The sequence below is a fragment of the Streptomyces sp. NPDC006208 genome (assembly GCF_040613775.1).
Classification (GTDB): domain Bacteria; phylum Actinomycetota; class Actinomycetes; order Streptomycetales; family Streptomycetaceae; genus Streptomyces.
Window position 1 is genome coordinate 56,471 of record NZ_JBEXSW010000035.1, and the last position, 25,134, is coordinate 81,604.

Annotated in this window: 21 protein-coding genes; 9 read left to right on the plus strand and 12 right to left on the minus strand. The window is 72.3% G+C overall.

Annotation, left to right across the window (positions count from 1 at the left end):
* Positions 1-4: 4 nt before the first annotated feature.
* On the plus strand, positions 5-559 hold the full coding sequence (locus ABZ208_RS26365) for a YbaK/EbsC family protein (protein WP_356911938.1): 555 nt from the start codon (positions 5-7) through the stop codon (positions 557-559).
* Positions 560-648: 89 nt separating this feature from the next.
* Here ABZ208_RS26365 and ABZ208_RS26370 read toward each other — a convergent pair whose 3' ends face one another.
* Positions 649-1,056: a CoA-binding protein gene (locus ABZ208_RS26370; RefSeq protein ID WP_356911939.1), complete on the minus strand. Its 408-nt coding sequence runs from the start codon at positions 1,054-1,056 to the stop codon at positions 649-651.
* 62 nt (positions 1,057-1,118) lie between these two features.
* Between ABZ208_RS26370 and ABZ208_RS26375 the strand changes: the two genes are divergently transcribed.
* The 3 genes from ABZ208_RS26375 to ABZ208_RS26385 all read left to right on the plus strand — a co-directional run bounded on the left by ABZ208_RS26375 (position 1,119) and on the right by ABZ208_RS26385 (position 6,379).
* On the plus strand, positions 1,119-1,745 hold the full coding sequence (locus ABZ208_RS26375) for a YigZ family protein (RefSeq protein ID WP_356911940.1): 627 nt from the start codon (positions 1,119-1,121) through the stop codon (positions 1,743-1,745).
* A 147-nt stretch (positions 1,746-1,892) separates the two neighbouring features.
* The gene (locus ABZ208_RS26380) at positions 1,893-3,059 is read left to right on the plus strand and encodes an exonuclease SbcCD subunit D (protein WP_356911941.1); all 1,167 of its coding nucleotides are present in this window, start codon (positions 1,893-1,895) and stop codon (positions 3,057-3,059) included.
* Entirely contained in the window at positions 3,056-6,379 is a 3,324-nt protein-coding gene (locus ABZ208_RS26385) for an SMC family ATPase (protein ID WP_356911942.1), read from the plus strand. Before ABZ208_RS26380 ends, ABZ208_RS26385 begins: the two co-directional genes overlap by 4 nt.
* A gap of 10 nt (positions 6,380-6,389) precedes the next feature.
* Here ABZ208_RS26385 and ABZ208_RS26390 read toward each other — a convergent pair whose 3' ends face one another.
* Complete coding sequence (locus ABZ208_RS26390; RefSeq protein WP_356911943.1) at positions 6,390-6,836, minus strand: Lrp/AsnC family transcriptional regulator; 447 nt, start codon at positions 6,834-6,836, stop codon at positions 6,390-6,392.
* Positions 6,837-6,930: 94 nt separating this feature from the next.
* Between ABZ208_RS26390 and ABZ208_RS26395 the strand changes: the two genes are divergently transcribed.
* The gene (locus tag ABZ208_RS26395) at positions 6,931-7,452 is read left to right on the plus strand and encodes a rhodanese-like domain-containing protein (RefSeq protein WP_356911944.1); all 522 of its coding nucleotides are present in this window, start codon (positions 6,931-6,933) and stop codon (positions 7,450-7,452) included.
* Positions 7,453-7,542: 90 nt separating this feature from the next.
* On the opposite strand, the gene ABZ208_RS26400 is transcribed toward ABZ208_RS26395, so the two are convergent.
* The 3 genes from ABZ208_RS26400 to ABZ208_RS26410 all read right to left on the minus strand — a co-directional run bounded on the left by ABZ208_RS26400 (position 7,543) and on the right by ABZ208_RS26410 (position 10,667).
* Positions 7,543-8,328, minus strand: a complete 786-nt coding sequence (locus tag ABZ208_RS26400; protein WP_356911945.1) for an ATP-grasp domain-containing protein — start codon at positions 8,326-8,328, stop codon at positions 7,543-7,545.
* A 119-nt stretch (positions 8,329-8,447) separates the two neighbouring features.
* Positions 8,448-10,130: a DUF885 domain-containing protein gene (locus ABZ208_RS26405; RefSeq protein WP_356911946.1), complete on the minus strand. Its 1,683-nt coding sequence runs from the start codon at positions 10,128-10,130 to the stop codon at positions 8,448-8,450.
* A gap of 48 nt (positions 10,131-10,178) precedes the next feature.
* Positions 10,179-10,667, minus strand: a complete 489-nt coding sequence (locus tag ABZ208_RS26410; protein WP_356911947.1) for an Lrp/AsnC family transcriptional regulator — start codon at positions 10,665-10,667, stop codon at positions 10,179-10,181.
* A 59-nt stretch (positions 10,668-10,726) separates the two neighbouring features.
* Between ABZ208_RS26410 and ABZ208_RS26415 the strand changes: the two genes are divergently transcribed.
* Positions 10,727-11,926, plus strand: coding sequence for a PLP-dependent transferase (locus tag ABZ208_RS26415; protein ID WP_356911948.1), 1,200 nt, complete (start codon positions 10,727-10,729; stop codon positions 11,924-11,926).
* Here ABZ208_RS26415 and ABZ208_RS26420 read toward each other — a convergent pair.
* The 5 genes from ABZ208_RS26420 to ABZ208_RS26440 form a co-directional block, all read right to left on the minus strand.
* The gene (locus tag ABZ208_RS26420) at positions 11,862-13,262 is read right to left on the minus strand and encodes a GNAT family N-acetyltransferase (protein WP_356911949.1); all 1,401 of its coding nucleotides are present in this window, start codon (positions 13,260-13,262) and stop codon (positions 11,862-11,864) included. The genes ABZ208_RS26415 and ABZ208_RS26420 overlap by 65 nt on opposite strands.
* Positions 13,263-13,381: 119 nt before the next feature.
* Entirely contained in the window at positions 13,382-16,042 is a 2,661-nt protein-coding gene (locus tag ABZ208_RS26425) for a DUF6493 family protein (protein WP_356911950.1), read from the minus strand.
* Positions 16,039-17,427 (minus strand): SWIM zinc finger family protein, encoded by a 1,389-nt coding sequence (locus tag ABZ208_RS26430; protein WP_356911951.1) that lies wholly within the window; start codon positions 17,425-17,427, stop codon positions 16,039-16,041. The genes ABZ208_RS26425 and ABZ208_RS26430 overlap by 4 nt, the downstream gene beginning before the upstream one ends.
* A 219-nt stretch (positions 17,428-17,646) precedes the next feature.
* Positions 17,647-19,224, minus strand: a complete 1,578-nt coding sequence (locus ABZ208_RS26435) for an alkaline phosphatase D family protein (protein ID WP_356911952.1) — start codon at positions 19,222-19,224, stop codon at positions 17,647-17,649.
* A gap of 304 nt (positions 19,225-19,528) precedes the next feature.
* Positions 19,529-20,359: an alpha/beta fold hydrolase gene (locus tag ABZ208_RS26440; RefSeq protein ID WP_356911953.1), complete on the minus strand. Its 831-nt coding sequence runs from the start codon at positions 20,357-20,359 to the stop codon at positions 19,529-19,531.
* A 158-nt stretch (positions 20,360-20,517) separates the two neighbouring features.
* Between ABZ208_RS26440 and ABZ208_RS26445 the strand changes: the two genes are divergently transcribed.
* Positions 20,518-21,402, plus strand: a complete 885-nt coding sequence (locus tag ABZ208_RS26445) for an RNA polymerase sigma-70 factor (protein ID WP_356911954.1) — start codon at positions 20,518-20,520, stop codon at positions 21,400-21,402.
* 269 nt (positions 21,403-21,671) lie between these two features.
* Positions 21,672-22,436, plus strand: coding sequence for a GntR family transcriptional regulator (locus tag ABZ208_RS26450; RefSeq protein ID WP_356911955.1), 765 nt, complete (start codon positions 21,672-21,674; stop codon positions 22,434-22,436).
* A gap of 94 nt (positions 22,437-22,530) precedes the next feature.
* Here ABZ208_RS26450 and ABZ208_RS26455 read toward each other — a convergent pair whose 3' ends face one another.
* The gene (locus ABZ208_RS26455; protein WP_356911956.1) at positions 22,531-23,688 is read right to left on the minus strand and encodes an ROK family transcriptional regulator; all 1,158 of its coding nucleotides are present in this window, start codon (positions 23,686-23,688) and stop codon (positions 22,531-22,533) included.
* 459 nt (positions 23,689-24,147) lie between these two features.
* On the opposite strand from ABZ208_RS26455, the gene ABZ208_RS26460 reads away from it, so the two are divergent.
* Positions 24,148-24,582 carry a hypothetical protein gene (locus ABZ208_RS26460; RefSeq protein ID WP_356911957.1) on the plus strand — a complete coding sequence of 145 codons (435 nt, stop codon included), beginning with the start codon at positions 24,148-24,150 and terminating at the stop codon, positions 24,580-24,582.
* On the opposite strand, the gene mug is transcribed toward ABZ208_RS26460, so the two are convergent.
* Positions 24,560-25,117 carry a G/U mismatch-specific DNA glycosylase gene (gene mug, locus ABZ208_RS26465; protein ID WP_328403190.1) on the minus strand — a complete coding sequence of 186 codons (558 nt, stop codon included), beginning with the start codon at positions 25,115-25,117 and terminating at the stop codon, positions 24,560-24,562. The genes ABZ208_RS26460 and mug overlap by 23 nt on opposite strands.
* Between the last annotated feature and the right edge of the window lie 17 nt (positions 25,118-25,134).

Below are 25,134 nucleotides of genomic sequence, written 5' to 3' on the forward strand. Positions count from 1 at the left end.
TCTCATGCGCGCACCCATCGGAAACTTCGAGCATGCCGGGCCCGCTCCCGACTGCCTCGACGAACTCACCGCCCCTGTCGCCGACGCGGTGCGCGCCTGGAACGCGGACGTCCCCGCCGAGCAGCTGATCTACGTCGACACCGACCCGGAGATCGCCGACACGGCGGCGTTCGTGGAGCACTACGGCAGGGAACTGCTCGAGCAGTCCGCCAACTGCGTGATCGTCGCGGGGAAGCGCGGAGGGGAGACGACGCTCGCCGCCTGCCTGGTCATGTCGCACACGCGCGTCGACGTCAACGGCGCCGTACGCCGGCAACTCGGCGTCCGGAAGGCGTCGTTCGCGGCCGTGGACGTCGCGACGGGCGAGAGTCGCATGGAGTACGGCGGCATCACCCCGATCGGGCTGCCTGCCGACTGGCCGCTGCTGGTGGACTCCGCGGTGGTGGACACGGAATGGGTGCTCATCGGCAGCGGCCGCAGGCGCGGCAAGTTGATCGTGCCCGGCAAGGCGTTCGCCGGACTGCCGGGCGCGGTGGCCGTCGAGGGCCTCGGCGTCTGACCCCGGGCCTCGGCGTCCGATCCCGAGGCTGTGGTCCCAAGACTCTGGTCCCAAGACTGTGGTCCCGGGGCTCTGCTCCGGGTGGCGCGTCAGCCGAGGCGCGGGATCTCGATCGCGGGGCAGCGGTCCATGACCATGTCGAGACCGGCCGCGCGCGTCCGGTCGTAGGCCTCCACGTCGATCACGCCCAGCTGGAACCAGACCGCCTTCGCGCCGATCGAGACTGCCTCGTCGGCGACCTCCCCGGCGAGGCCGGAGTTCACGAAGACATCCACCACGTCGACGTCGAAGGGGACGTCGGCGAGTTTCGCGTACCCCTTCTCACCGTGCACGGTCTCGGCTTTCGGATGCACCGGCACGATGCGCTTGCCGTAGCGCTGGAGCACATCGGCCACGCCGTATGCCGCCCGCGACTCGTTGTTGGACAGGCCCACCACGGCCCAGGTGTCCCCGCCGGTCGTCAGGATCCTGCGGAGCGTCTCTGCGTCTGCGTACATGCCAGGAGGAACGGGCCGACCTGGCGGAGAATTCCCCTCCGGGCGCCGCATAGGGTGGCCGTATGCAGGAGCAGTACCGCACGGTCGCCGGCGAGGGCGTCCACGAGACCGAGATCAACCGATCGCGCTTCATCTGCGCGCTCGCCCCCGCCGCCACCGAGCAGGAGGCGCAGGAGTTCATCGCGCGCATCCGCAAGGAGCATCCGACCGCCACGCACAACTGCTTCGCGTACGTCATCGGAGCGGATGCCGCCGTGCAGAAGGCGAGTGACGACGGCGAGCCCGGTGGCACGGCGGGGGTGCCGATGCTGCAGATGCTCATGAGGCGTGAAATCCGTTATGTCGTAGCTGTCGTCACCCGGTACTACGGCGGAGTGAAGCTCGGTGCGGGCGGGTTGATCCGGGCGTACGGGGGAGCGGTCGGCGAGGCTCTGGACGTGCTCGGCACTCTCACCCGGCAGCGCTACCGGCTCGCCACTGTGACTGTCGATCACCAGCGGGCCGGGAAACTCGAGAACGACCTGCGGGCGACCGGGCGGCAGGTGCGCGAGGTGCGGTATGCCGACGCGGTGGCCATCGAGATCGGCCTGCCCGATTCCGACGTGGACGCCTTCCGCGCCTGGCTGGCCGATGTCACGGCCGGGACAGCGGGACTCGAGCTCGGCGGCGAGGCCTACGGAGATGCCTGACGCGACGATGCCTGACGCGACGATGCCCGGCGTCCAGGTGTGTGAGGCGGGGGTGCTTGAGGCGGGGGTGCATGCGGTGCGGACGTATGGGGCGGGGATCGGCGAAGCCACCCGCGATGTCGGACCACGCCGATACGCTCCTGGATCATGAGATTCCTGCATACGTCGGACTGGCACCTGGGGCGGTCGTTCCACCGGGTGAGCATGCTCGACGCCCAGGCCGCGTTCCTCGACCATGTGGTGGCGACGGTACGCGAGCGTGACGTGGACGCAGTGCTGGTCGCAGGAGACGTGTACGACCGAGCGGTGCCGCCGCTCGCCGCCGTGGAGCTGTTCGACGAGGCGCTGCACCGGCTTGCGGCAGCGGACGTGCCCACGGTGATGATCTCCGGGAACCACGATTCGGCGCGCCGGCTCGGCGTGGCCGCCGGACTCATCGAGCGGGCGGGCATCCATCTGCGCACCGACCCGGCGGGCTGCGCCACACCCGTGGTGCTGGCCGATGCCGACGGCGAGGTCGCCTTCTACGGGCTGCCGTATCTGGAACCGGCCCTGGTCAAGGACGAGTTCAAGGCGGACAAGGCCCGGCACGAGACGGTGCTGGCCGCGGCGATGCGGCGCGTACGGGAGGACCTGGCCGACCGGCCTGCGGGCACCCGGTCCGTCGTGCTGGCCCATGCTTTCGTGGCGGGCGGGGAGGAGAGCGACAGCGAACGGGACATCACGGTCGGCGGGGTCGCCGCCGTGCCCGCAGAGGTCTTCCACGGCGTCGACTATGTGGCCCTGGGGCATCTGCACGGCTGCCAGACCATCACCGAGCGTGTGCGCTACTCCGGTTCACCCCTTGCCTACTCCTTCTCCGAGACCCGTCACCGCAAGACCATGTGGCTGGTGGACCTCGATGCCGGGGGCGGTCTGACCGCCGAGCGCGTCGACTGCCCGCGGCCCCGGCCGCTCGCCCGGCTGCGCGGCACGCTGGAGGACCTCCTGGCCGACCCGGCGCTCGCCCGCCACGAGGAGTCGTTCGTCGAGGCGACCCTCACCGACGCGCTGCGTCCGGCCGAGCCCATGGCGCGCATGGCCGAACGATTCCCGCACACCCTCAGCCTCGTGTTCGAACCGGAGCGCGTGGACCAGGACACCCTCGCTTCCTACGCACAGCGGCTGCGCGGCCGCAGCGACCACCAGATCGCGGAGGACTTCGTGGCGCATGTGCGCGGCGGTACCGGGCCCGACGACCACGAGCGCACCGTACTGCGGGGCGCCTTCGACGACGTACGGGTCGAGGCGGGCGTGCGCGAGGTGGCCGGGTGAGGCTGCACCGACTGACCGTCACCGCTTTCGGACCGTTCGGCGCCACCCAGGAAGTCGACTTCGACGCCCTGGCCGGCGCCGGGATCTTCCTGCTCCACGGACCGACCGGCGCCGGCAAGACGTCCGTGCTCGACGCGGTCTGCTTCGCGCTGTACGGAGCAGTGCCGGGCGCGCGGCAGAGCCCCGGTGCCGTGCTGCGCAGCGACCACGCCCCGGTCGGCACCCCCACCGAGGTGTGCCTCGAACTGACTGTCGGCGGACGGCGGCTGGAGCTCACGCGCCGCCCCGCACAGCCCCGCCCGAAGGCGCGCGGCACCGGCTTCGTCACCGAGCGGGCCCAGAGCCTGCTGAGCGAGTACGACGCCGCGAGCGGCGAGTGGCAGGCCCTGAGCAAGTCCCACCAGGAGATCGGCGAGGAGATCACCCAGCTGGTGGGGATGAGCCGGGAGCAGTTCTGCCAGGTCGTGCTGCTTCCGCAAGGCGACTTCGCACGCTTCCTGCGGGCGGACGCCGAAGCGCGCGGCAGACTCCTCGGGCGGCTCTTCGACACGCGGCGTTTCGCGGCGGTCGAAGAACGGCTCGCCGAACGCCGGCGCGCCGCGGAGCACCAGGTGAAGGCCGGTGACGAGCGGCTGCTCGCGCTCGCCCACCGTATGGCCCAGGCCGCGGGCACGGTGGCGGGGGACCGGCCGCTGCCCGCGCAGCAGCCCGGTGACCCGGGGCTTGCCGCGGGCGTCCTGGAGTGGGCGGCGATCGCCCGCGCGGACGCGAGGGAGTGGCTCGGCACGGCCGAGTGCGGCCTGGCAGCGGCGGAGAGCCGGCAGGCGGCGGCCCGGAGTAGTCTCGACGACGAGCGTGAACGGGACCGGCTGCAGCAGCGGCACGCGGACGCCCGGCGGCGCGCGGAGACGATCGAGGAAGGCCGCCGTGAGCACGAAGGGCTCGTGGCACGGCTGGAGCGGGCCCGCAAGGCGGAGCTCGTCGTACCCGCGCTGCGGCTGCGCGATGACGCCGAACGCGCTCACCGCGCGGCGGCCGTGGAGCGCGAGCGGACCCGGGCAGGGCTGCCCGAGGAGCTGGCCGAGGCGGGCGCCGGACACCTCACGGATCGCGAGCGCGCGCTGCGCCAGGAGCTCGGCGGCCTGGCGTCCGCCCGGCGGGCGGAGCAGCGCAGCGCGGAGATCGACCGTGAGCGGGCGGATCTGGAGCGTCAGGCGCGGGCGGACGACGACATCCTGCAGGAGGCGTCCGTATGGCTGGCCGGCTGGGAGGGCCTGCGACGCCGCCACCAGGACCGCGTCGCGGCGGCTCAGGAGGCCGCGACCCGCGCCGAACATCTCGCGGGTCGCCTCGACCCCGCCCGCGACCGGCTGCACGCCGCGCGTGAACGCGATGAGCTGTCGGTCCGCGCCGATCGGGCGGCGGACCGGCTGCGCATCCTGCACGACGGGGCCAATGAGGCCAGGGCGGCGTGGCTGGACCTCAAGGAGCGGCGACTGCGGGGAATCGCGGCGGAGTTGGCGTCCTCGCTGGTGCCGGGCGAGCCGTGCTCCGTATGCGGCTCGGCCGACCATCCTGCCCCCGCCCGTGCGGGCTCGGGCCATGTGGACCGAGCGGCGGAGGACGAGGCGTACACCGCCGGTGTGCGAGCGGAGGAGGCGAAGGCGGCAGCCGCTCGAGATCTGGCCGTGGTACGTGAGGCAGGTGCGGCCGCGGCGGCCCGCGCGCGGGGGGCTGCACCGGGAGCCGTCGACGCGGCGGCACCTTCGCGGCGGGGACCGGTCGCCGGGGGGACGGGCCTGGGGCGCGAAGCGGTCGGTGCTGCGGACGCCGTGCCGGTGTCCCGTCTGCTGCTGGACGACGGCGGTCGTGGCGGGCCGTTGCACCCCGGCACCGGGGTGCCGGCGCCACGCGGTGCCGGGGGACCAGGAGCGAGTGGCCCCGTCGAGGCTCAGGACGCTGCGGCGGGAACGCACGACGAGGGGCGCGCGACGAACGGCCGCGCCGCGGCGGGGGCCGCGGACAGCGGCGCGCACACGGCCGGTGACCCGACCGTCGACGAACTGAGCTCCGCCGTCGAGGAACTGGAGCGGGAGTACGCCCAGGCTCATCGCACCGCGTCCGGCATGCACGCTGCCCAGGAAGCGCTCGAACGGATCGAGCGGGAGCACCGCGAGCGCGTGGACACCCAGCAGCGGGCCGAGCGGCGTATCGCCGCCCGCACCTCACGCCGCGAGACCCTCGACCAGGAACAGACGGCCCTGGCAGCCGAGTTGGCACGTGCCCGCGGCGCGGCCGGAAGCGTCGCCGCTCACGCCGCGGTCCTCGAGGGTCGCGCCGGGCTGCTCGCGGCCGCCGCCGATGCCCTACGGGCACAGGAGGGCACCGAGGAGCGGCTCAAGGAGGCCGACGACCGGCTTGCCGATGTCGCGTACGAGGCAGGGTTCGACACTCCGGACGCCGCGGCGGACGCCGTCGTCACGGACGCCGAACAACGGGACATACAGCGGCGGATCGAGGCCTGGCGCACCGAGGCCGCCGCCGTCGCCGACCGTCTCGCCGAGCCCGACGCCCTCCTCGCGGCCGAGCGCCCCGCCGCGCAGCCCGAGGCCGCCCAGGCCGCCGCCGCGGCCGCCGAACAGGGACTGCGCGACGCCGCCTCCCGGCTCGCAGCGGCCGGCGAACGGTGTGCCGAGCTGGACCGGCTCTCCCGCGAGACGGCACAGGAAGTCCTCCGGCTCGGGCCGCTGCGCGACGAGTACGACCGTGTCGCCCGCCTCGCCGGGCTGACCGCCGGCACCTCCGCCGACAACGAGCGCAAGATGCGCCTGGAGTCCTACGTCCTCGCCGCGCGTCTCGAACAGGTCGCGGCAGCCGCCACCGTACGGCTCGAGCGGATGTCGTCCGGCCGCTACACGCTCGTCCACTCCGACGCCCGCACCGGTGGCAAGCGGGCCGGTCTCGGACTGCATGTCGTGGACGCGTGGACCGGCAACGAGCGCGACACCGCCACGCTCTCCGGAGGAGAGACGTTCTTCGCGTCGCTGGCCCTCGCGCTCGGCCTCGCCGACGTGGTGACCGACGAGGCCGGGGGAGTGCGGCTGGACACGCTCTTCATCGACGAGGGCTTCGGCAGTCTCGACGACCAGACGCTCGACGAGGTGCTGGACGTGCTCGACTCGCTGCGCGAACGGGACCGCAGCGTCGGCATCGTGAGCCATGTCGCCGATCTCCGCCGCCGTATCCCCACCCAGCTGGAGGTCGTGAAGGACCGGCACGGGTCGACGGTGCGGCACCGTACGGGCGGGGGCGGCGCGTGAGGCGCGCCGTTCAGCGGCCGATGGCGCGGCGTGGCAGCGGCGAGGAGTAGACGACGCTGGTGGTGACCGACCCGAGTGTGCCGATCTTCCCCGACACCTCCTCGAGGTGGCTCATGGAGCGCGTGGCGACCTTGATCACGAAGCAGTCGTCGCCCGTCACATGGTGCGCCTCGAGGATCTCGGGTGTCGTCTCCACCAGATCGTGGAACGGTTTGTAGTTGCCGTTCGGATAGCGCAGCCGTACGAACGCCAGGATGGGCAGACCGAGCCGCTCGTGGTCGACGACCGCCGTGTAGCCCTTGATGATCCCCACGTCCTCCAGCCGGCGCACCCGCTCGGTGACGGCGCTCGCCGACATCGAAACGGCCCGCGCCAGCTCGGCGAAGCTTGCCCTGCCCTGGGCCTGGAGCGCCTGGAGGATGCGCCAGTCGGTGGCGTCCGGTGAATATCCGGTCATGCCGGAGAGACAACAGGGGAATCACCGGCGGATCAAGTCAGGTCCCGTGGAATCCCACTTCCTGGAAACGATCAACGGCCATAAATTTTCAGTCATGACCACGACGCAGATTTCCGCAGATCAGGGCAGTGGGGGCCATCGGAGCAGTCAGGGTGGGAACCCCGTCCTCCGTGTCCCGCCCGCCTCCCCGGCCGTCGCGGCCGCCTACTTCGGGGCGAGCCTCGCCTTCCATGCCGACGTCTCCGATGTCGCCGGCGCCCTCGCGTCCGGCGGCGAGCCCGGATTCGTCGTGCTGGACTCCCGCTCGACCGAGTCCTGGGACCAGGGCCATGTCCCCGGCGCGGTCCACCTGCCGACCGCGCTGATCCCTGAGCAGGCCGAGCAGTTGCTCGACAGGTCCGTCCCGGTCGTCACCTACTGCTGGGGCCCGGGCTGCAACGGCGCCACCCGCGCGGCGCTCGCCCTCGCGGAGCTGGGCTTCCGGGTCAAGGAGATGCTCGGCGGTTTCGAGTACTGGGCCCGCGAGGGCTTCGAGTACGAGACCTGGGAAGGCCTGACCCGGCGGGACACCGACACGCTCACCGCGCCCGTCGCGGCGGACGACTGCGGCTGCTGAGCCACGGGGCGGTAACCGCGGCAACGCGGCGGGGGTTGCGCCGAAGCCGGGCGGACCAGGGAAACCCGTCCCCGCCGAAAGGCCCCGCCGTCACCCTTGGCGTACGACCGAGGGGCACGGGCGCACATAGCGCGCGTCCGACGGGAGCGTCTCGGCAGCCGGGCACGCCGCGCGCAGGACGACGTCCAGGACGAGGTCGTCGTCGCAGGCGTAATGGCCGCTCGCCCACGCCGCGTTGGCCTCGACGACTGCCCAGTCGCCGTCCACGGAACCCACATCGACCACGATCGCGCTCGGCAGCCTCGTGCCGTCCAGCCGGGCGGCGAATTCCAGTACCTCGCCCCGGCGCGGGTCCGCGTCGAGCGGTGCGACATCGAGATTGCCGTGCACGGCGTAGCGGCTGCCCGTCACCACGACGCCGTCCAGCAGGAACAGCCGGTACTCCGCCGTGAACGACACGATGTCGCTGACCAGGACCCGGATGTCGTCGTCCACGGCGTCCGGACCCGGAAGCCCGCTGCCGTCCGCGTAGACCCGGGCGGGGAAGCTCTTGTCGTTGGGCGGCTTGATGAACGCGGGCCTGCGCAGGGCGCGGGCATGAGCGATCGCGGTGAACTGTATCTCGCGACGCGTCAGTTCGTACGGCAGCGAGGCCAGCCAGTCCTCGGGCGCCTCCAGCAGGCCGAGGCCCAGCTCACCGGCCACGGCGTCCGCGAACAGCGGCCCCGCGTACAGGGAGGCACCGGGCGCGCCCTTCGACTCCTCGGGCACGCGCCAGTCGTGCAGCGTCCGTGCGCTCATGCCGCGCCGGACGGCGGCCGCCGCCAGGGCGGAGCCGGTCGCGGTGACTCTGGGGGAGAGGTGAAGGGTGCGCATGACACGACACGATGCGGTACGGGGGCGGGTCGGCGGAACCGAATTACGCGGGCGGGGAGCGGCGGCCCGGGCCCGGGGAGGGGAGCCCCCGGGCCCGGGCCGTCAGACCGCGGGCGTCGTCACAGCTTCGACAGTTCGTCGACCAGGTCGTCCAGGCCCAGCGACCCCTGCGACAGCGCCGCCATGTGCCACGCCTTCGCGTCGAACGCCTCGCCGTGTGCGCGGCGGGCGTTCTCCCGGCCCAGCAGCCAGGCGCGTTCGCCGAGCTTGTAGCCGATCGCCTGCCCCGGCAGGGACAGGTAGCGCGTCAGCTCGCTCTCCACGAAATCCGCAGGCCGGCCACTGTGGGCGTTGAAGAACTCCTCGGCCAGCTCCGGCGTCCAGCGCTCGCCCGGACGGAACGGCGAGTCCTTGGGGATCTCCAGCTCGAGATGCATGCCGATGTCCACGATCACCCGGCACGCCCGCATCATCTGCGCGTCGAGGTAGCCCAGCCGGCGCTCCGGGTCGGGCAGGAAGCCCAGCTCGTCCATCAGCCGCTCCGCGTACAGCGCCCAGCCCTCGACGTTGGCGTTGACCCCGCCGATCGTCGCCTGGTAGCGGGACAGCTGGTCGGCCACATGGGCCCACTGCGCGATCTGCAGATGGTGGCCCGGCACGCCCTCGTGGTACCAGGTCGACACCAGGTCGTACACGGGGAAGCGGTCGGCGCCCATGGTCGGCAGCCAGGTGCGGCCGGGGCGGGTGAAGTCCTCCGAGGGGCCGGTGTAGTACGGGGCGGCGGCGCCGCCGGGCGGGGCGATGCGTGACTCCACCTTCCGTACCCGCTCGGCGAGTTCGAAGTGCGTGCCGTCCAGCGCGGCGATCGCCTCGTCCATCAGGTTCTGGAGCCAGACGCGTACTTCCTCCTCGCCCTCGATGTGCTTGCCGTGCACGTCGAGATGGGCCAGCGCCTCCCAGGGGCCCGCGCCGGGAAGGACCTTGTCGGCTTCCTGCTTCATCTCGGCCAGCAGCCGGTGGTACTCGGCCCAGCCGTATGCGTACGCCTCGTCGAGATCGAGATCGGTGCCGTTGTAGTAACGCGACCAGCGGGCGTAGCGCTCGCGGCCGACCGTGTCGGGTGCGCCGGCGACGGCGGGGGCGTAGACGTCGCGCATCCAGTCGCGCAGCGCGACGAGCCCCTCGCCCGCGATGCGGGCGGCTTCGTCGAGTTCGGCGCGCAGCGCGTCGGGGCCGTTCGCGGCGAACGCCTCGAACCAGTTGCGCTCCGTGCCGATCCACTCCGTGAACTGCCCGATGACCGTGTTCGTCGCGCGGGGTCCGGCGTACACCTTGTGCTCGAGCCCAAGGGCCAGCGATGCGCGGTATCCGTCCAGTGCCGCCGGGACCCCTCGCAGCCGTTGTGCGACGGCCGCCCAGTCCTCCTCGGACTCCGTCGGCGTCACGGTGAACACGGAGCGCACCTCATGGGCGGGCGAACTCAGGTTGCTGACGGTCCGCAGCCCCTCCTTGGCCTCGTGGACGGCGAGCTGGGCCGTGAGCCGGTCGCGCAGCAGGCGGCTGCAGCGCCTTTCCACGCCGCTCTCGGCGCCCGGGAGCTTCTCCGCCTCGTCCAGACGGGCCAGTGTCTCGCGGGCGAGTGCGGCGACGGCCTCCTGCCCCGCGGGCGAGTAGTCGGGGAGGAAGCCGGAGCTCTCCTTGTCTCCCAGATACGTGCCGGTGATCGGGTCGAGTTCGATGAGTGCGTCGACGTAGGCGTCGGCGACCTGACGGGGCAGCGCGCTGTGTGAAGTGTCTGGCATGCGCTCATCCTGATACGAGACAAGCCCTCACGTCACGATGATTGCGGATCAGTCGCCCGTCGTCGACGCCGGAGGCAGCAGAGGTCCGCAGTCCCACTGCTGGAAGATCAACCGGGTCTCCACGCGGGCGACTTCACGCTGCGAGGTGAACTCGTCCAGAACCAGGCGCTGCAGATCGGCCGGATCCTGCACGGCCACATGGACCAGATAGTCGTCAGGGCCCGTCAGATGGAACAGAGCCCGGGACTCGGGCAGGGCGCGGATGCGTTCCACGAACGGCCCGATCAGTTCACGCCGGTGCGGCCGGACCTGTACCAGCAGCAGCGCCTGAAGTCCGCGCCCCAGCCGGGCGGGATCCAGCGCGAGCCGGTGACCCAGGATCACGCCGGAGCGGCGCAGTCGCGTGACCCTGTCGAGGCACGTCGAGGGAGCCACACCGACCTCGGCCGCCAGCTCCCTGTACGTGGTCCGGGCGTCGTTCTGCAGGAGGCGGAGTATGTGCAGATCTACCGGGTCCAGTGCGACAGATTCGGCCATTCATCGAACGTAGCACGGTGCTGGACCGTTACTTTCCGGTAGCTGTTCACAGTGCGGCCATGGAGAACGCAGCTTCGGCCACTCCCGTACCACGGGCCCTGGCCACCCACGCCGTGCACGCCGGCCGCGAGGATCTCGCCCTGCTCGGAGTGCACGCCCCGCCGCTCGATCTGTCCACGACCTACCCGTCGTACGACGCCGCAGCCGAGGCCGAGCGGATCGACGCCTTCGCCGAAACCGGCGCCAGGCTCGAGGGCCCGCCGGTCTACGCCCGGCTGGACAACCCCACCACGGCCCGGTTCGAGACTGCGCTGGCCACGCTCGAGGGAACCGAGAGCGCGGTCGCGTTCGCCAGCGGCATGGCGGCCCTGACCGCTGTGCTGATGGTGCGGGCGAGCATGGGGCTGCGCCATGTGGTCGCCGTCCGGCCGTTGTACGGCTGTAGCGACCATTTGCTGAACGCCGGGCTGCTCGGGACCGAGGTCACCTGGGCAGACCCGGCCGGCATAGCCGACGCGCTGCGTCCCGACACCGGCCTGGTGATGGTGGAGACCCCCGCCAATCCGACGCTCGCCGAGGTCGACCTGCGGGCGGTGCGGCACGCCTGCGGCTCGGTCCCGCTGCTGGTGGACAACACCTTCGCCACCCCGGTGCTCCAGCGCCCGGTGGAGGACGGTGCCCGGCTGGTCCTGCACAGCGCCACCAAGTACCTGGGCGGCCACGGCGATGTGATGGGCGGCGTGGTCGCCTGTGACGAGGAGTTCGCGCGCAAGCTCCGCCAGGTGCGCTTCGCGACCGGCGGCGTACTGCACCCCATGGCCGGATATCTGCTGCTGCGCGGTCTGTCCACGCTGCCCGTGCGGGTCAAGGCGGCGTCCGCGACCGCCGCCGACCTGGCGCGGCGGCTGGCCACGGACCCCCGCGTGGCCCGGGTCCACTACCCGAGCATCGGCGGAGCGATGGTCTCGTTCGAGGTCTACGCGGACCCGCACGACGTGATCGCCGGCGTCCGCCTGATCACCCCCGCGGTCAGCCTGGGCAGCGTCGACACCCTGATCCAGCACCCGGCCTCCATCAGCCACCGGATCGTGGCCGAGGGTGACCGGCGCTCGGCGGGAGTCAGCGACCGGCTGCTGCGCCTGTCGGTCGGGCTCGAGGACGTCGAGGACCTGTGGCGGGATCTGACCGAGGCGCTCAGCGGTCGATCTGCTCGTAACGGGACGCCGGACGTGCAGGAGCCGTATCGAGTCGTGCGGTGACCACCATCGTCCCCTCCTCTATCTGGTAGTCCAGCGGGAGACCGAGACCGCGCATGGCCGCCACCATGCCGGTGTTGGAGGCCTGCGTGACGGCGTACACGCTCGCGCAGCCCGCCTCGCCGGCCAGTCCCACGAGCCGGCCGAGCAACTCGGAGCCGATACCGCGCCGCTGCCAGGCGTCCTCCACCAGCAGCGCCACCTCGGTCTCGTCGCCGTCCCAGAGCAGATGGCCGAGGGCGACCAGCCGCCCGGACGCCGTCTGGACTGCGAGCGTGCGTCCGTAGCGCGGGCTGAGCAGGTGGTTCAGGTAGCGGTCGGCGTCGCCGACCGGGCCGTGGTAGCGCAGGCTCAGCGTGCGTTCGGAGCACCGCTCGTGCATGGCCAGGGCGGCTTCGACGTCGCTCTGGTCGGCGCGGCGCACGATGATCTCGTTGCCCTCGGGGAGGGTGAGGACATCGTGGCTGCGCGGGATACGGGGGCCGAGGCGGGCATCGAGCTCGACCAGGGCGCGGGCCCGGGCGAACTCGGTGGGCGTGAAGGGGAGATACGGCCGCTCGACGGTGAGCGCGCCGCCGTTCGGGTCGCGCAGATGCATCACCGTCTCCTCCAGCACACCCTCCACCGGGGGCAGTTCACCGGTGGGCCGGCCGGTCAGGGAGAGGGTGGGGCGGGAGCGTATCGTGCAGCGTCCGAGCAACTGCCTGAGAGCGAGCGGCAGTTCTGCCGCATCCAGCGCCGTGCGGGTGGCGAGGCCGAGGACCCGCGTGGGGGTGTCGACGAGATCGTGGGCATCGGCGCGTTCGATCCAGGTGTCACGGCCTCCGGCCTCCGCGATCTCGTGGGTGAGGTCGAGCGCCTGGAGCCCGGCAGGGGCGCGCAGCAGGAACTCGTCCACCGTCCCGTCGGCCAGCGGGTGGGTCTGCAGCGTCAGGATGTCGACGCCCTGCCCGGCCAGTGCGGTGCACAGGGCCGCCAGACTGCCGGGCGTGTCCCGCACCGTGGTGCGCATGCGCCACAGCACGGTCTCGCGGGGGCCCGTGCCGGCGGATGCGTGGGCGGAGCCGGTGGTTTCCGCCTTTCCGGGTCCGCCGGCAGCCGGTGTCCCCGGCGGGGGCGCATGGCTGTGGCGGCGTGCCCACCATGTGTGGAACGCCGCCGTGGCGACGAGCGTCACCGCGGAGGCGACGAGCAGGAACGGACCGTCGGGGCCGTGCCCGACGAGGTTGGCGATGGCGTCGGCCACCGCGACGGCGGTGAACATGGCGGCCAGTTCGACGAGATCCCGCCGCCAGTGGTGCGAACGGCGGGCACTCTTCGCAGAAGTCACATCTGTCATGGCTTCACTGTGACCCAACGGTGTTGCGTGATCACGAACGCTTTGTGACTGATGGGTTAAGCCAGTATCTGGCCTGCTATGGACACTTTTTTGGCCATTTTTGGTGTGGGGTGTTCGCCTCACCGACCCAACGCAACCAGGAGCCGGGAGGCCTGCCGCACGAGGTCGGAAGAAGCCCGCTTCCCGGCGAGTGCGGCGAGCCTGTCCATCAGGCCGGCACCCGCGGCCTCGCATGCCACAGCCGAACCGCACTGCTCCGTACACTCCGCGGCCACGCCCAGAATCCCTGCCAGTCCGCGCGGCCCGGGCGCGGCGCCCAGCAGCGGCGGGAGCAGGGCTGCCAGGACTGCCCACGTGGTCGCGTACGCACCGGTGACGGCGGCAGCTCGGGCGGCATCGGCGAGCCGGTTGAGCTTGACCGTGCCCTGCAGTGCGAGCTCGGCGAGTTCCCGCCCCAGCAGCGCGCTGTCGAGCTGGCCGCGGGCGGCAAGCACCAGCAGCGCGTCCACCGCCGACATCCGGTCCTCGCCGTGCCGGGCGCCCAGACCGCAGGCGAGGAGCCGGTGCAGTGCGGGTCCCGCGTCGCCCTCCGCCTCGGCGAGCGCCGGCAGGCAGGACGCATTGCCCCGCATCTCGTCGACGGCGGTCGCCAGCACACCGCCGAGCTGCCACGCGGCCAGCGTCTCCCGGTCCTGCGGCAGCACGGCCGACCAGCGGAGATCCACCGAGGCCCAGTGGGAGCATTCCGTCCGGGAGATGTCCTGGGCCCACGTCAGCCAGTGCAGCGAAGCCGGGAACTCACGGCGTACCGACCACCGCTCCCGGGTCTCGTGGATCAGCTGCCGCGCCCCCTCGTGCCGGTCTTCGGGCCCGGACGAGGCCGGGCCGCCATCCATGCGCACGCGCAGCGCGGTCGGTACGGGCTCCGGCGCGGTGAGCCAGTTGGCAAACCAGTCCGCCTCCTTGGTGCCGAGCCCCGCTGCTGCCACAGCGGTCCGCGCCGCCGTTTCACCGGTCCGCCGTACCCGCAGCAGTGCCTGTCCGAAGTCCGCCGGGCCCGGAGTGACTCCCAGCCGCCGGTACACGCTCAGCCGCTCCAGCAGTTCGTCCGGCTCCAGCGTCCCTGTGTGCCAGGTGGGCGTGGAGAGCAGGAACGGCAACGGCCGCGTCACCGCGAAGTAGGCGGCCTCCCACATACGGGTGCACTGGGTGTGCTCCAGCGCGGCATGCACGCATCCGTTCTGCCTCGCAGGGCGCGACCTGGCGCGGTTGAGCGTCTTGGCCGACACCTTGCCCAGCAGGGCCGCGGCCATCACGTCCAGGCCGTTCGGATGGCTGAGGAAGCGACGTTCGGTGGCCTGGCGTGCCGCGTCGTCGAACCACCAGCGGTCGGCCAGGGCATCGCGCAACGCCTCGGTGAGCCTCTCCCGGTCGCGGTGCGCGAAGCGTACGAGGCCGTCCATTACACGCTCGAAAGCGGCGACGTCGGCCTCCGGCCGCAGGGCCACCAGCTGCTCCACCAGTTCCGCGACCGAAGCCGGGGCCGGCTCGAGCCGCCTCGGCAGCGGGACGGGCGGCAGGATCTCCTCGTACGTGCCCGCGGCCGCCGGGAGCTCACCGAACAGGGCAATCGCCGCCTGACGGTGGATGGGACCGACCTGCGCCGCCGCCTCGGCCAACTCCGCCCGGACGTCCTCGTCGACGGCGGACAGATGACGGCCCACCAGTTTCAGCGCGCGGTCCTGTATGCCGATGTCCGGGTGGCCGAAGGCCTCCGCGACCACCGGCAGCAGCACGCGCGCATCCTCCACAGCGCCTCCGGCGGCGCCGAGCACCGTGCCCAGGAGCATCAGCTGGCCGCGCACCAGTTTCTTCTCCGGGCGGAACAGCACCGCGGCCGACACGTCGGACAGAGCGCCGGGCGACAGCTCGCCACGCTCCGCGAGCCGCCCGAGGACGCCCTGCGCATGCGAGGCCACGGTCGAGAGCCCGTCCGCGGCCATGGCGGCCCACTCGGCGGCAAAGGCGTGCTCCTCCTGCGCGCTCAGTGCCAGCCGGCGCAGCAGACGGAGCAAGAAGCGCATCTCGCCCGGCCGTCCGCCGCGCAGCAGCCGCAGCACACAGCGCTCCACGAGCACGGAGCGCTCCACAACGCCTTCGGCGGCCAGGTCCGCCAGCGCGGTCGGCCAGTGCCGGGGCTCCGTGGGGTCGTCGTGGACAGCGAGCGAACGGGCCAGCTCGGCGGTCTCGAACAGCAGAGGAACCAGGGTCCGCACATGCGGATCCTCGCGCAGCGCGCCGGGCCCGGCGCCTCTTGCGGGACACATCGCCTCGGCCCACCCGTGGACGAAGCCGTCCGTTGTGGGCACAGGGCAGCCGGACAGCCGGACCAGCTCCTGGATCAAGGGAAAGTCGTCCTGCGCAGTCGAGGCCCGCCCGGCCAGCCGGTGCGCGAGGTCTCCCAGCCAGCTCGTCTTCCGGTCCTTGAGGAGGTCCAGCAGCACCTCGTACGGTGGGTTCGCCGGGCTGCGCAGGTCACGCGCCCCGAGCCACGCGGCCAAGGCGGCGGCTCCCGTATGACAGCCCGTTCCCGCGACCAGCAGCGCCGACCGTACCCGCTCCTGCTCGTCCCAGCGGTCCCAGTCCCAGCCGCGCACCTCGGAGCGCAGCGCCTTCAACTCGGCCAGTGCCGCCTTGCGCTCCTGCGCACCGAGGGTGGCCAGCAGCCCGGGGACATCGGCGGACCGCCCCTCGCGCACGGCGGCGAGCAGCGCGTTCACAGCCCCGCTCCCTCAGCCGTGGCGGTCGCACCGCACATGGTGCGTTCGGCGATCCGGACCGCCAGCGCGTGCTTGCACGGTCCTCGCCGGCCCTGGTGACCGGCCCACCACCGACAGGTGCAGCTGAGCCGGCCGTCCACCTTCCGCACCTGGTAGCGCCGCCCGCCCGATGTCACGCCGGCCGGTTCGCCGGACAGGTCGACGGCACCGGACGACACGAGCGAACGGGCCGCCGTCAGGCGGGGGTTGTCGCGTTCGGCCCGGTCGGCGTCGTACGGCAGCTCCCGGTGGAAGAAGGCGGCGTCCGCGATGTCGTACCCCACCCGGCCGGCCGTGCCGAGCCTGGTCAGCGCCGCCCGCACCCGCTCGGCGGACAAGCCGCTCTGCGCGGCGAGGTCGGCCGGGTCGATCCTCGGCTCCCAGGCCAGGAGCACCGCGATCAGCTCGGCGTCCTGCGCCGCCTCCTCGGTGGCCAGCGCCTCGAGCACCCTGCCCTCGCCCGAGAACCCGCGCGAGGAGTCGGGGGAGAGGGTGAGCGTGAGCCTCATCCCCGGCAGGACGATCTCCCAGGCGCTCGCTGTCGTCGCCGCCTCGCCCGACGGGCCGTACACCCGCAGAGCCGTCGCCTGCCGCAGCACGCGCTGCAGGGCGACCAGTCGCCGTGGGCCCGGCAGGCACACCGCGCCCGGCACCTGCCTGGTCGCCGGCCGCAGGGTGCGCCCGGCCGGTACGACCCATGTCGCGCGCCCTGCCTCGCTGCCCGATGAACGAGGCAGGGCACGCAGGAAGCGCAGCGCATCCGCAGCTGTCAGCTCGGCCCGCACATCGAACCCGACCGTGGCCACCTGTGCCTCGGCGAACCCCCGGAGCCATCGGTCCGGCAGCGGCACCTTCTTCTCCACCACCGAGCCCCCGAGTGTGGTGACGGCCAGTTCGCCGTCGCCGACGCGCAGATGCAGCGGATCGTCGCCCGCCAGCCGTGAAAGGGTCTCCCGCAGGGGGTTGTTGACATCCACGTTGGTCGTACCGTGCCCGGTCTCGGCTCCGTCCAGTCCCTCGGGCAGCACGTCGAGCCGTGCGTACACCCCACCGCAGCCGGAGAAGGACTCGAACCGCAGGCGGTCGCCGTTGCCGGTCACCACCGGGTCGAGTACCGGCCGTCCGGTGCGGTCGTCATAGCGCGCGGCGGCCACGTCCGCGACCGCGAGCAGGCCGCGCGCCGTCGCCTGGGCCGACGTCACAAAGCCGCTGAAGAAATGGGGATGGGCCTCGGCACCTTGCGGGGTGAGACCGCCGGCGGTCTCCAGCCCGAGCTGCCGCCCGCCCTGCGACGACACCAGAGCGGACGCACGGGCGTAGGCGAGCGCCTGCACTGATCGCGTCATGCAACCGACCGTAGGCCACGCCACTGACACCGGTACCCGCAGCGTGTACCGGGGAGTTGTGGCCCACGGCCGCGCCAACCGTTCTTCATCGGCTCGGCTCGGGGCGGCTCGGGGCGGAACATGACCTGCTCGGGGCAGTCGGGCTCCGCCCGCCCGCGTATCGGCGCCGGCGGGCGGAGCCCGACTGCCGCATGCCGGCGCAAAGGTGACGAGCCCGTCCTACTGGCCCACCCGCCCCGGCTTCAGGGTCTTGCTGAAGAGCACCGCACCGCCTTCCGCCCGCAGCCGCACCGTCAGCTCGCCGCAGCCACCGTCGATGTCGACCTCGCCGAAATACTGCGGCGACTCCATCGGCGACAGATTCGCGCGCTGCGGAGCCCGCACGAAGACCCGCTCCGGGCCGAAGGTCGCGTCCAGAGCGTTGGCCGGGAACCCTCCCGCCGCAAGCGGACCCGAGACGAACTCCCAGAACGGTGCGAAGTCCTTGAACGCCGCCCGCTCCGGCGCATAGTGCTGGGCCGAGGTGTAGTGCACATCGGCGGTCAGCCACAGTGTGCCGGTGATCCTGCGGTGCTTGACGAACCGGAGCAGCTCCGCGATCTGCAGCTCCCGGCCGAGCGGCGCACCCGGATCGCCCTGCGCCACGGCCTCGAAGTTCGCCGCGCCGTCCGGCACCACGAGCCCGAGCGGCATGTCGGAGGCGAGCACCTTCCACACCGCACGCGAGCGGGCGAGCTCCCGCTTCAGCCAGGCGAGCTGCTCCGCGCCGAGGATTCCCACACTGTCGTCGGCCTGGCGCCCGGGGGAGTTGGCGTTGCGGTACGTACGCATGTCGAGGACGAACACATCGAGCAGCGGGCCATGGTGCACCACCCGGTGGATCCGGCCCTCGCTGCCACGCGGCGAGAGGGTCCCCACGGGGAAGTACTCGCCGAACGCCTGCATCGAGCGCCGCGCCAGCACGTCGACATCCTTCTCCGTGTACCGTGGATCATCGAGGATCTGGCCCGGGTACCAGTTGTTGCGGACCTCGTGGTCGTCCCACTGCACGATCGTCGGCACCTGGGCGTTGAACTGCCTGACGTTGTCATCGAGCAGGTTGTACCTGAAGTTTCCGCGGTACTCGGCGAGCGTCTCGGCGACCTTCGACTTCTCCTCGGTCACGAGGTTGCGCCACACCCGCCCGTCGGGCAGCGTCACGCTCGGTACGAGGGGACCGTCCGCGTACACGGTGTCGCCGCTGGACAGGAAGAAGTCCGGATCGAGGCGGCGCATCTCCTCGAACGCGCGAAAGCCGCCGATGTCCGGGTTGATGCCCCAGCCCTGGCCCGCGATGTCCCCCGACCACAGGAACCGCACGCCGTCGCGGCGTCGCGCGGGCGCGGTGCGGAACGTCCCGTACACCGGTTCACCGGTGCGCCGGGGATCGTCCGGGTCGGCGAGCACCACCCGGTAGTGCACCTGCTCACCGGCGGGCAGCCCGCGCAGCGCGGTGGTCCCGGTGAAGTCGCTCCCGGGACCCAGCAGGGGTCCGCGCCAGCGGCGGGGGTACCGGAAGGACTCCGTCGCGGAGGTCTCCACGATCATCCGGGCAGGACGGTCCGAGCGCACCCACACCAGTCCGGACGACGCGGTGACATCACCGGTCTGCACACCCCAGGCGGCGCCCGGCCGCCCGGACAGCGCGAGAGCGGGAGCGCCCGCTGCGGTGGGCAGGGCCAGGGCGGCCGACGCGGCGACCGTGCCCTTGAGCACGGAGCGGCGGTCGGGGGCGGATCTCGGTGGGGTGTGCGACATCGCTGCGCCTCCAGGCGGTGTGGCGGATCGTGTGCCGTGCCATGCCTAGTGCCTGGTCACGGCCGCCACACGAACCCCAAGTGAACAGCCGGAAGCGGAGGTTGAGGCAACGAGCGGTCCCCCGGCGTGCCGTGTCCGCCGCCCGTGCCGTGAGCCGCACGCCCGCGCGCTCCCGGAGGCTTCCAGCACGCGTGCCGGAGCACCGGGACGCGCTTGCCGAGGCAACGGCCGAGCCGGCGACGGCGACCGCTCGCTGCCGCCCTGCAGTCCGGTCCCGCACCGTAGCCGTACGGCCGCCCCCGCCTCAGCTGCTGGCGTCCAGCAGGACGCGGGCCACCAGTGCCGGGTCGTCGTTCATCGGGACATGGCCGCAGCCGGGCAGCCGGATCAGACGCGCGCCGGGAATGACGTGCTTGGCCCTGATGCCCTGACGGCGCACCAGCAGGCGGTCCCGCGTACCCCAGCCGATGGTGACGGGCAGGTCGGGGATGTCGTCGGTGAACAGCACACTGCGTCCGGCGGCCAGGGTCTGGTGGAAGCCCGTGGCGTCGCGCAGCCCGAGCGTCTCGGCGACGGCGGCCTCCGGTGAGCGCCGGCCCGGCCGAGCATAGATGGTGCCCGTCAGAGCCGTCCGTCCTGCGGCCGTACGGGACAGCCGCTCGATCAGCGGCAGCGGCAGCGACTGCGCGCCCAGCCGCATCGCACGCAGCGTGGCGAAGGCATAACGCCGCTCGGTCTCCGACCAGAAGCCCGCCGGGGACAGCGCGGTGACCGACCTGACGAGCTTCTCGCGGCCCAGTTCCAGCGCGAGCAGCCCGCCCAGGGAGTTGCCTGCCACATGCGGCCGGTCGATGCCCAGGGCCGTACAGAAGGAGCCGATCGCCGCGGACACGGAGGACAGGTCGTAGGGCACGCCGTCGGGCAGCGCGGGGGAGATGCCGAAGCCGGGCAGGTCGACGGCGATCACATCGCGCTCGGCGGCGATGATCCCGAGCACGGGCTCCCAGGCCTGCCAGTGATGCCCTATCCCGTGGAGCAGCAGCAGCGGCTCGCCCGAGCCGCGCCGTTCGTAGTTGACGGTCAGCTCGCGGCTGCCGCGTGCCGTCTCGATGGAGAACGAGATCTCTCTGGCCATTCTGCTGCCCCTGCCCCTTGGTCGTAGACGCACTGTCAGTAACAATTACCGTTCGGTAGCTTCCAGTTCAAGGGGCCACGAGTGCGTCGCTCGCCACTGCGCCGGGCGGGGCACCCGATCCGCTGGACAGCGGATGCCGCATCAGCTGGGATGGAGGGATGGCGACCGACACCCTGACCGACGTCTTCGAAGAGCACCGTCCCGTTCTCACCGGGGTGGCCTACCGGATGCTCGGCCGCGTCGCCGACGCCGAGGACGTGGTGCAGGAAGCCTGGCTCCGCTGGTCCGCGCAGCAGCGCGACGAGATCCGGGAGCCACGCAGCTACCTTGTCAGGATCACCACCCGTCTCGCCATCGACCGGCTGCGGCACGTCCAGTCGCGGCGCGAGGCCTATGTCGGCCCCTGGCTGCCGGAGCCCATCGCCACGGACTTCGGACCCGCTGTCCCCGACACGGCCGAACGCGCGGTGCTCGCCGACACCGTCTCCTTCGCCGTCCTGGTCGTCATGGAGTCACTCTCACCGCTGGAGCGAGCGGTGTTCGTGCTCCGGGAGGCCTTCGGTTTCCCGTACGGGGAGATCGCCACCATGCTGGAGCGCTCCGATGCGGCGGTGCGCCAGCTCGCCGGGCGGGCACGCAAGCATGTCGAGGAGCGAACGCATCACCACGACGTCGACCCCGCTGAATGCCGGGATCTGACGGAGCGATTCCTCGCCGCCGCGTCGGGCGGCGACCTGGGCGAGCTGCTGAAGCTGCTCGCCCCCGACGTGCGCCTGGTCGGCGACAGCGGCGGCAAGGCCAGGGCCCCGCTGCGTGTCCTCGAGAGCGTGGACAAGGTCGGACGCTTCCTCTTCGCGGTGGCGCACCAGCCGATTCCCGACGCCGAGATCCGCGTGGTCGAACTCAACGGCGCTCCCGCACTGCTCGTCCTGTCGGGCGGGAAGCCGGACACCGTCATGCAGGTGGAGATTCAGGACGGCCGCATCACGTGCGTTTACATCGTCCGCAACCCTGACAAGCTCGGCGCCGTCGCCTCCCTCTAGCCGGCCCGCCTCGGTCCTCACCGCACGTCAGGCCATGTGGGACCCCGTGTCCGCGGTGGATGCGGGGCCTTTCGCGACGTCCGTTCCGCCCGGTCACGAACGTCCTGTAAACGCTCTGCGAATCCGTTCCGTTCCACTGCGTGACGGCGGCAGGATTGGTCTTGACCAAGGGGGTGGGCCGTCCTATGGTCGCAGAGATAGTGCAGGAACCTTTAATAAACAAGGGCGCGTAAAAGCCGCCGGGGACACGGCCATTGCGGAGGATCAGGGTGGGGACCACGCAGCTGGAATCGGTGCCGGAGCCGAAGTACTGGCACCTCAAGACCGTGATCGGTGAAGCACTCGACTCGGACTTCACCGTCGGCGAGATCCTGCCCAACGAACGTGACCTCGCCGCGCGCTTCGGAGTTGCCCGCGCCACGCTGCGGCAGGCACTCGAGCAGCTCGAGCTGGAGGGTCGGCTCCAGCGCCGCCGCGGTGTCGGCACGACCGTCGCGCCGCCGCGCATGGGCGTGGACGTGTCCACCTCCCAGCACGAGTGGCCCGGCTCCGACACCGACGCCTGGCAGGCCGCCGAGTGCACCGTCGCGGTCCCGCCTGCCGCCGTGGCGCGGATGCTCGACACCGACGCCGACGAGGCCACCCACACGGTGCGCCGGGTGCGTACGATCCACGGCCAGTCCGTCGCCGCCGAGCTGCTCTTCGTCCCCGCTGCCTCGGTGCCCGCGCTGCCCGCCATCGACGCACCGTCAGGACCCGCGCTCGCCCGTGTCGTTCTGCGTGAGCTCCAGCGGCTCGGCCTCGAGGGCCAGGACCGCGCTGTGGAACTGGGCTCGGCGCGCGCCGACGACGCCAGGGAACTGGACCGGCTGCCCGGCGCGCCCGTACTGGTCGTCACCACCCGCTACTTCGCCGAGGGCCGCACGGCGGCCGTCTCGGTGGCCACCTACCGGGCCGACACCTGCCGGCTCACCTTCGGCGACCTCGGGGACCTGCAGATCAGCCACCACGACCAGGAACGCCGCGCCTCCTGACCCACTGCGCTTCTCCCGGCTCGTGCAGGGCTCCCCAACCCTGGCACGTACGTGACCCCAGGCCCGCACGGCCCGTCGCTCCGGGCGAAGGAGCTCAGCGGCGGGCCGTCACCGTTCCCTCGACCGCGAACAGTTGCTCCTCGACATGGTCGAGCGCCAGCCGCAGCGCACCCGTCGCCACGGCCGCCTCGCCCAGCAGGGACAGCACCACGCGAGGCGGCCGCAGACAGTAGCGGGCCAGCTCGCTGCGCAGCGGCGGCAGTACGCCGTCCAGCCCGGCCGCCCAGCCCCCGACGACCACCAGCTCCGGATCGAGCGCCAGGACCAGCGCCGCCACATCGTGCACCAGGCGCTGGATGAACCGGTCGACCGCCGCGACGGCCCGTTCGTCGCCGCCCTTGGCCAGCGCGAAGACATCTGCGACGGCCTGCTCGTCCAGCGGATGCAGCGGCTCGTCCGTGGTCGACAGCAGTCTTTCGGGGGTGGCCCCACGGCCCAGCAGGTGCAGCGCCCCGATCTCGCCCGCCGCGCCGCCGTAACCCCGGTGCAGCCGCCCGCCGATCAGCGAGCCGGCGCCGGGGCTCAGACCGGCGAGTACGAACACGATGTCGTCCGAGTCCGTTGCCGCGCCCTTCCAGTGCTCCGCGACCGCGGCGGCGTTGGCGTCGTTCTCCACGAGCACCGGGCAGCGGAACGACCGGCGCAGCCGCTCACCCAGCGCCAGTCCGGTCCAGCCGGGCAGCGCCGTCCCCAGCCGCACGGTGCCGTCGGACTCGACGATCCCGGGGGAGCCGACCCCTACCGCGCGCAGACTGCTGCGCGCGACGCCTGACCGGCGCAGCACATCGGCGACGACCGCCCGTACGCGCTCCAGCCGCTCGTCCTCGTCGGCGGTCTCCGACACCTCGCGCGAACCGGCGCCGATGATGCGCCCGTCGAGGCCGGAGAGCAGGGCGGCGATGCGATGGGATCCGATCTCGATGCCCAGCAGATGCCCGGCCTCGGCGCGGAACCTGAACCGCCGGGCCGGCCGGCCCTGGCGACGCGTCCCGCCCTCCTCCGCCACGCACTCGACGACCAGCCCGGCCTCGATCAGCCCCTCGACGACGCCCTCGACGGTCGGCCGGGACAGCCCGGTGACCCGGGTCAGGCCGGTGAGCGTGGTGGACTCGGCACCGCGCAGGGAATGGAGTACCACCGCGGAATTGATTCGCCGCAACAGCGAAGGATCCCCGCCGGTCAGCCGCCCCACCGTGTGTCCTCCCAGCTCGTGCGCGTGTGTGCGGATCGTACTCGCCCCGGCACGATGGCGGCGACCGGCCGCCGGGCCTGGTTGCGCCGGGCCCGGCGGCCGCCATGGGGACCGTCCGGCACGATCCGCCCCGCCGTGCGCTCCCGGCGCAGGTGAGGTCCACCCGCACCCATGGCTCGCGGCGGCACGAACGCACCTCTGCGACGGTCAGGCCGGTGATTGTTCCCACGGGCAGGCGGTCCTGGGCCGGTCGCCCCACTGATGGCTGTTGATCTCCGCTGTGGGCCCAAGGGTTTGGCCGGCGGCGGCCGCCCGGGCGCTGTCGTTCGTCCGGCAAGGGGGCACGGGAGCGCTCCCTCACCGGCGGTGTGTCCGGCGCGCATCGCGGACGGGAGCCGGCCGGTGCCCCGGACCACTGACGGTGTGCCAATTGTCGGTGCGGGCCGGTTTACTGGCCGCATGACCACTGCACAGCATCTCGCGGCGATCGACCTGCTGCGCTCCCGGCCGTTCCCGGCCGAGCGCGGTCGGTCGGATCTCGGCGACAGTGGCCCGGGCTACCACCTCGCCGCACTGCACACGGCCGCGGACGGCATGGCCGTCCGGCGGGAGGCGGCCGTCGAGCAGTACGAGGCCGAGTGCGAGGCGCTCGCCGGGGCGCTCAGCGGACGCTGGGGGGAGGCGCAGCTCATCAGTCTGTGGTCGGCGTCGGTGCGCAGCGCAGCGGGGGAGGACGTCGCGGCGCCATGGGACGAGCTGAGCCACAGCGCCGCGTCCGTGTATCTGTGGCGCGTGGAGAGCCACTGGATAGCCGTCGGGCTCTCGCGCCGGGCCGCGGACGACCCGCTGCCGTATCAGCTGCTCGCTGTCGTCACCGAGATCGACCCTCCGTAGGGCTCTGCGCCGCGGTCCGCAGCCGGCCGAACTCCTCCGCCATCGCCTGCGCCGTCCAATGCGCGTTGAGACCGCTGGGATTGGGCAGCACCCAGATCCTCGTGTCCGCGATCGTGCGCTCCTGGCGTCCGATCCGCGCCGTCCGTTCACCGAACGCCGTGCGGTACGCGGTCACGCCGACGACTGCCAGCCACTGGGGACGCAGCCGCGCCACCTTCTCGGTCAGCAGCCGCCCGCCGGTGCGCAGCTCCTCGTCGCTGAGTTCGTCGGCGCGCGCTGTCGTCCGGGCGACGACATTCGTGATGCCGAGCCCGTGGTCCAGCAGCTCGCGCTGCTCTGCGGGCGCCAGTTGACGCGGCGTGAAACCCGACAGGTACAGCACCGGCCAGAACCGGTTGCCCGGCCGGGCGAAGTGATGGCCGGTCGCCCCCGACATCAGGCCGGGATTGATCCCGCAGAACAACACCGTCAGGCCGTCCGCGACCACGTCGTCGACGACGCGGTCGCGGGCGGCCTCGAGTTCCTCCGGTGTCACCCGGCGTCCATCGCGGC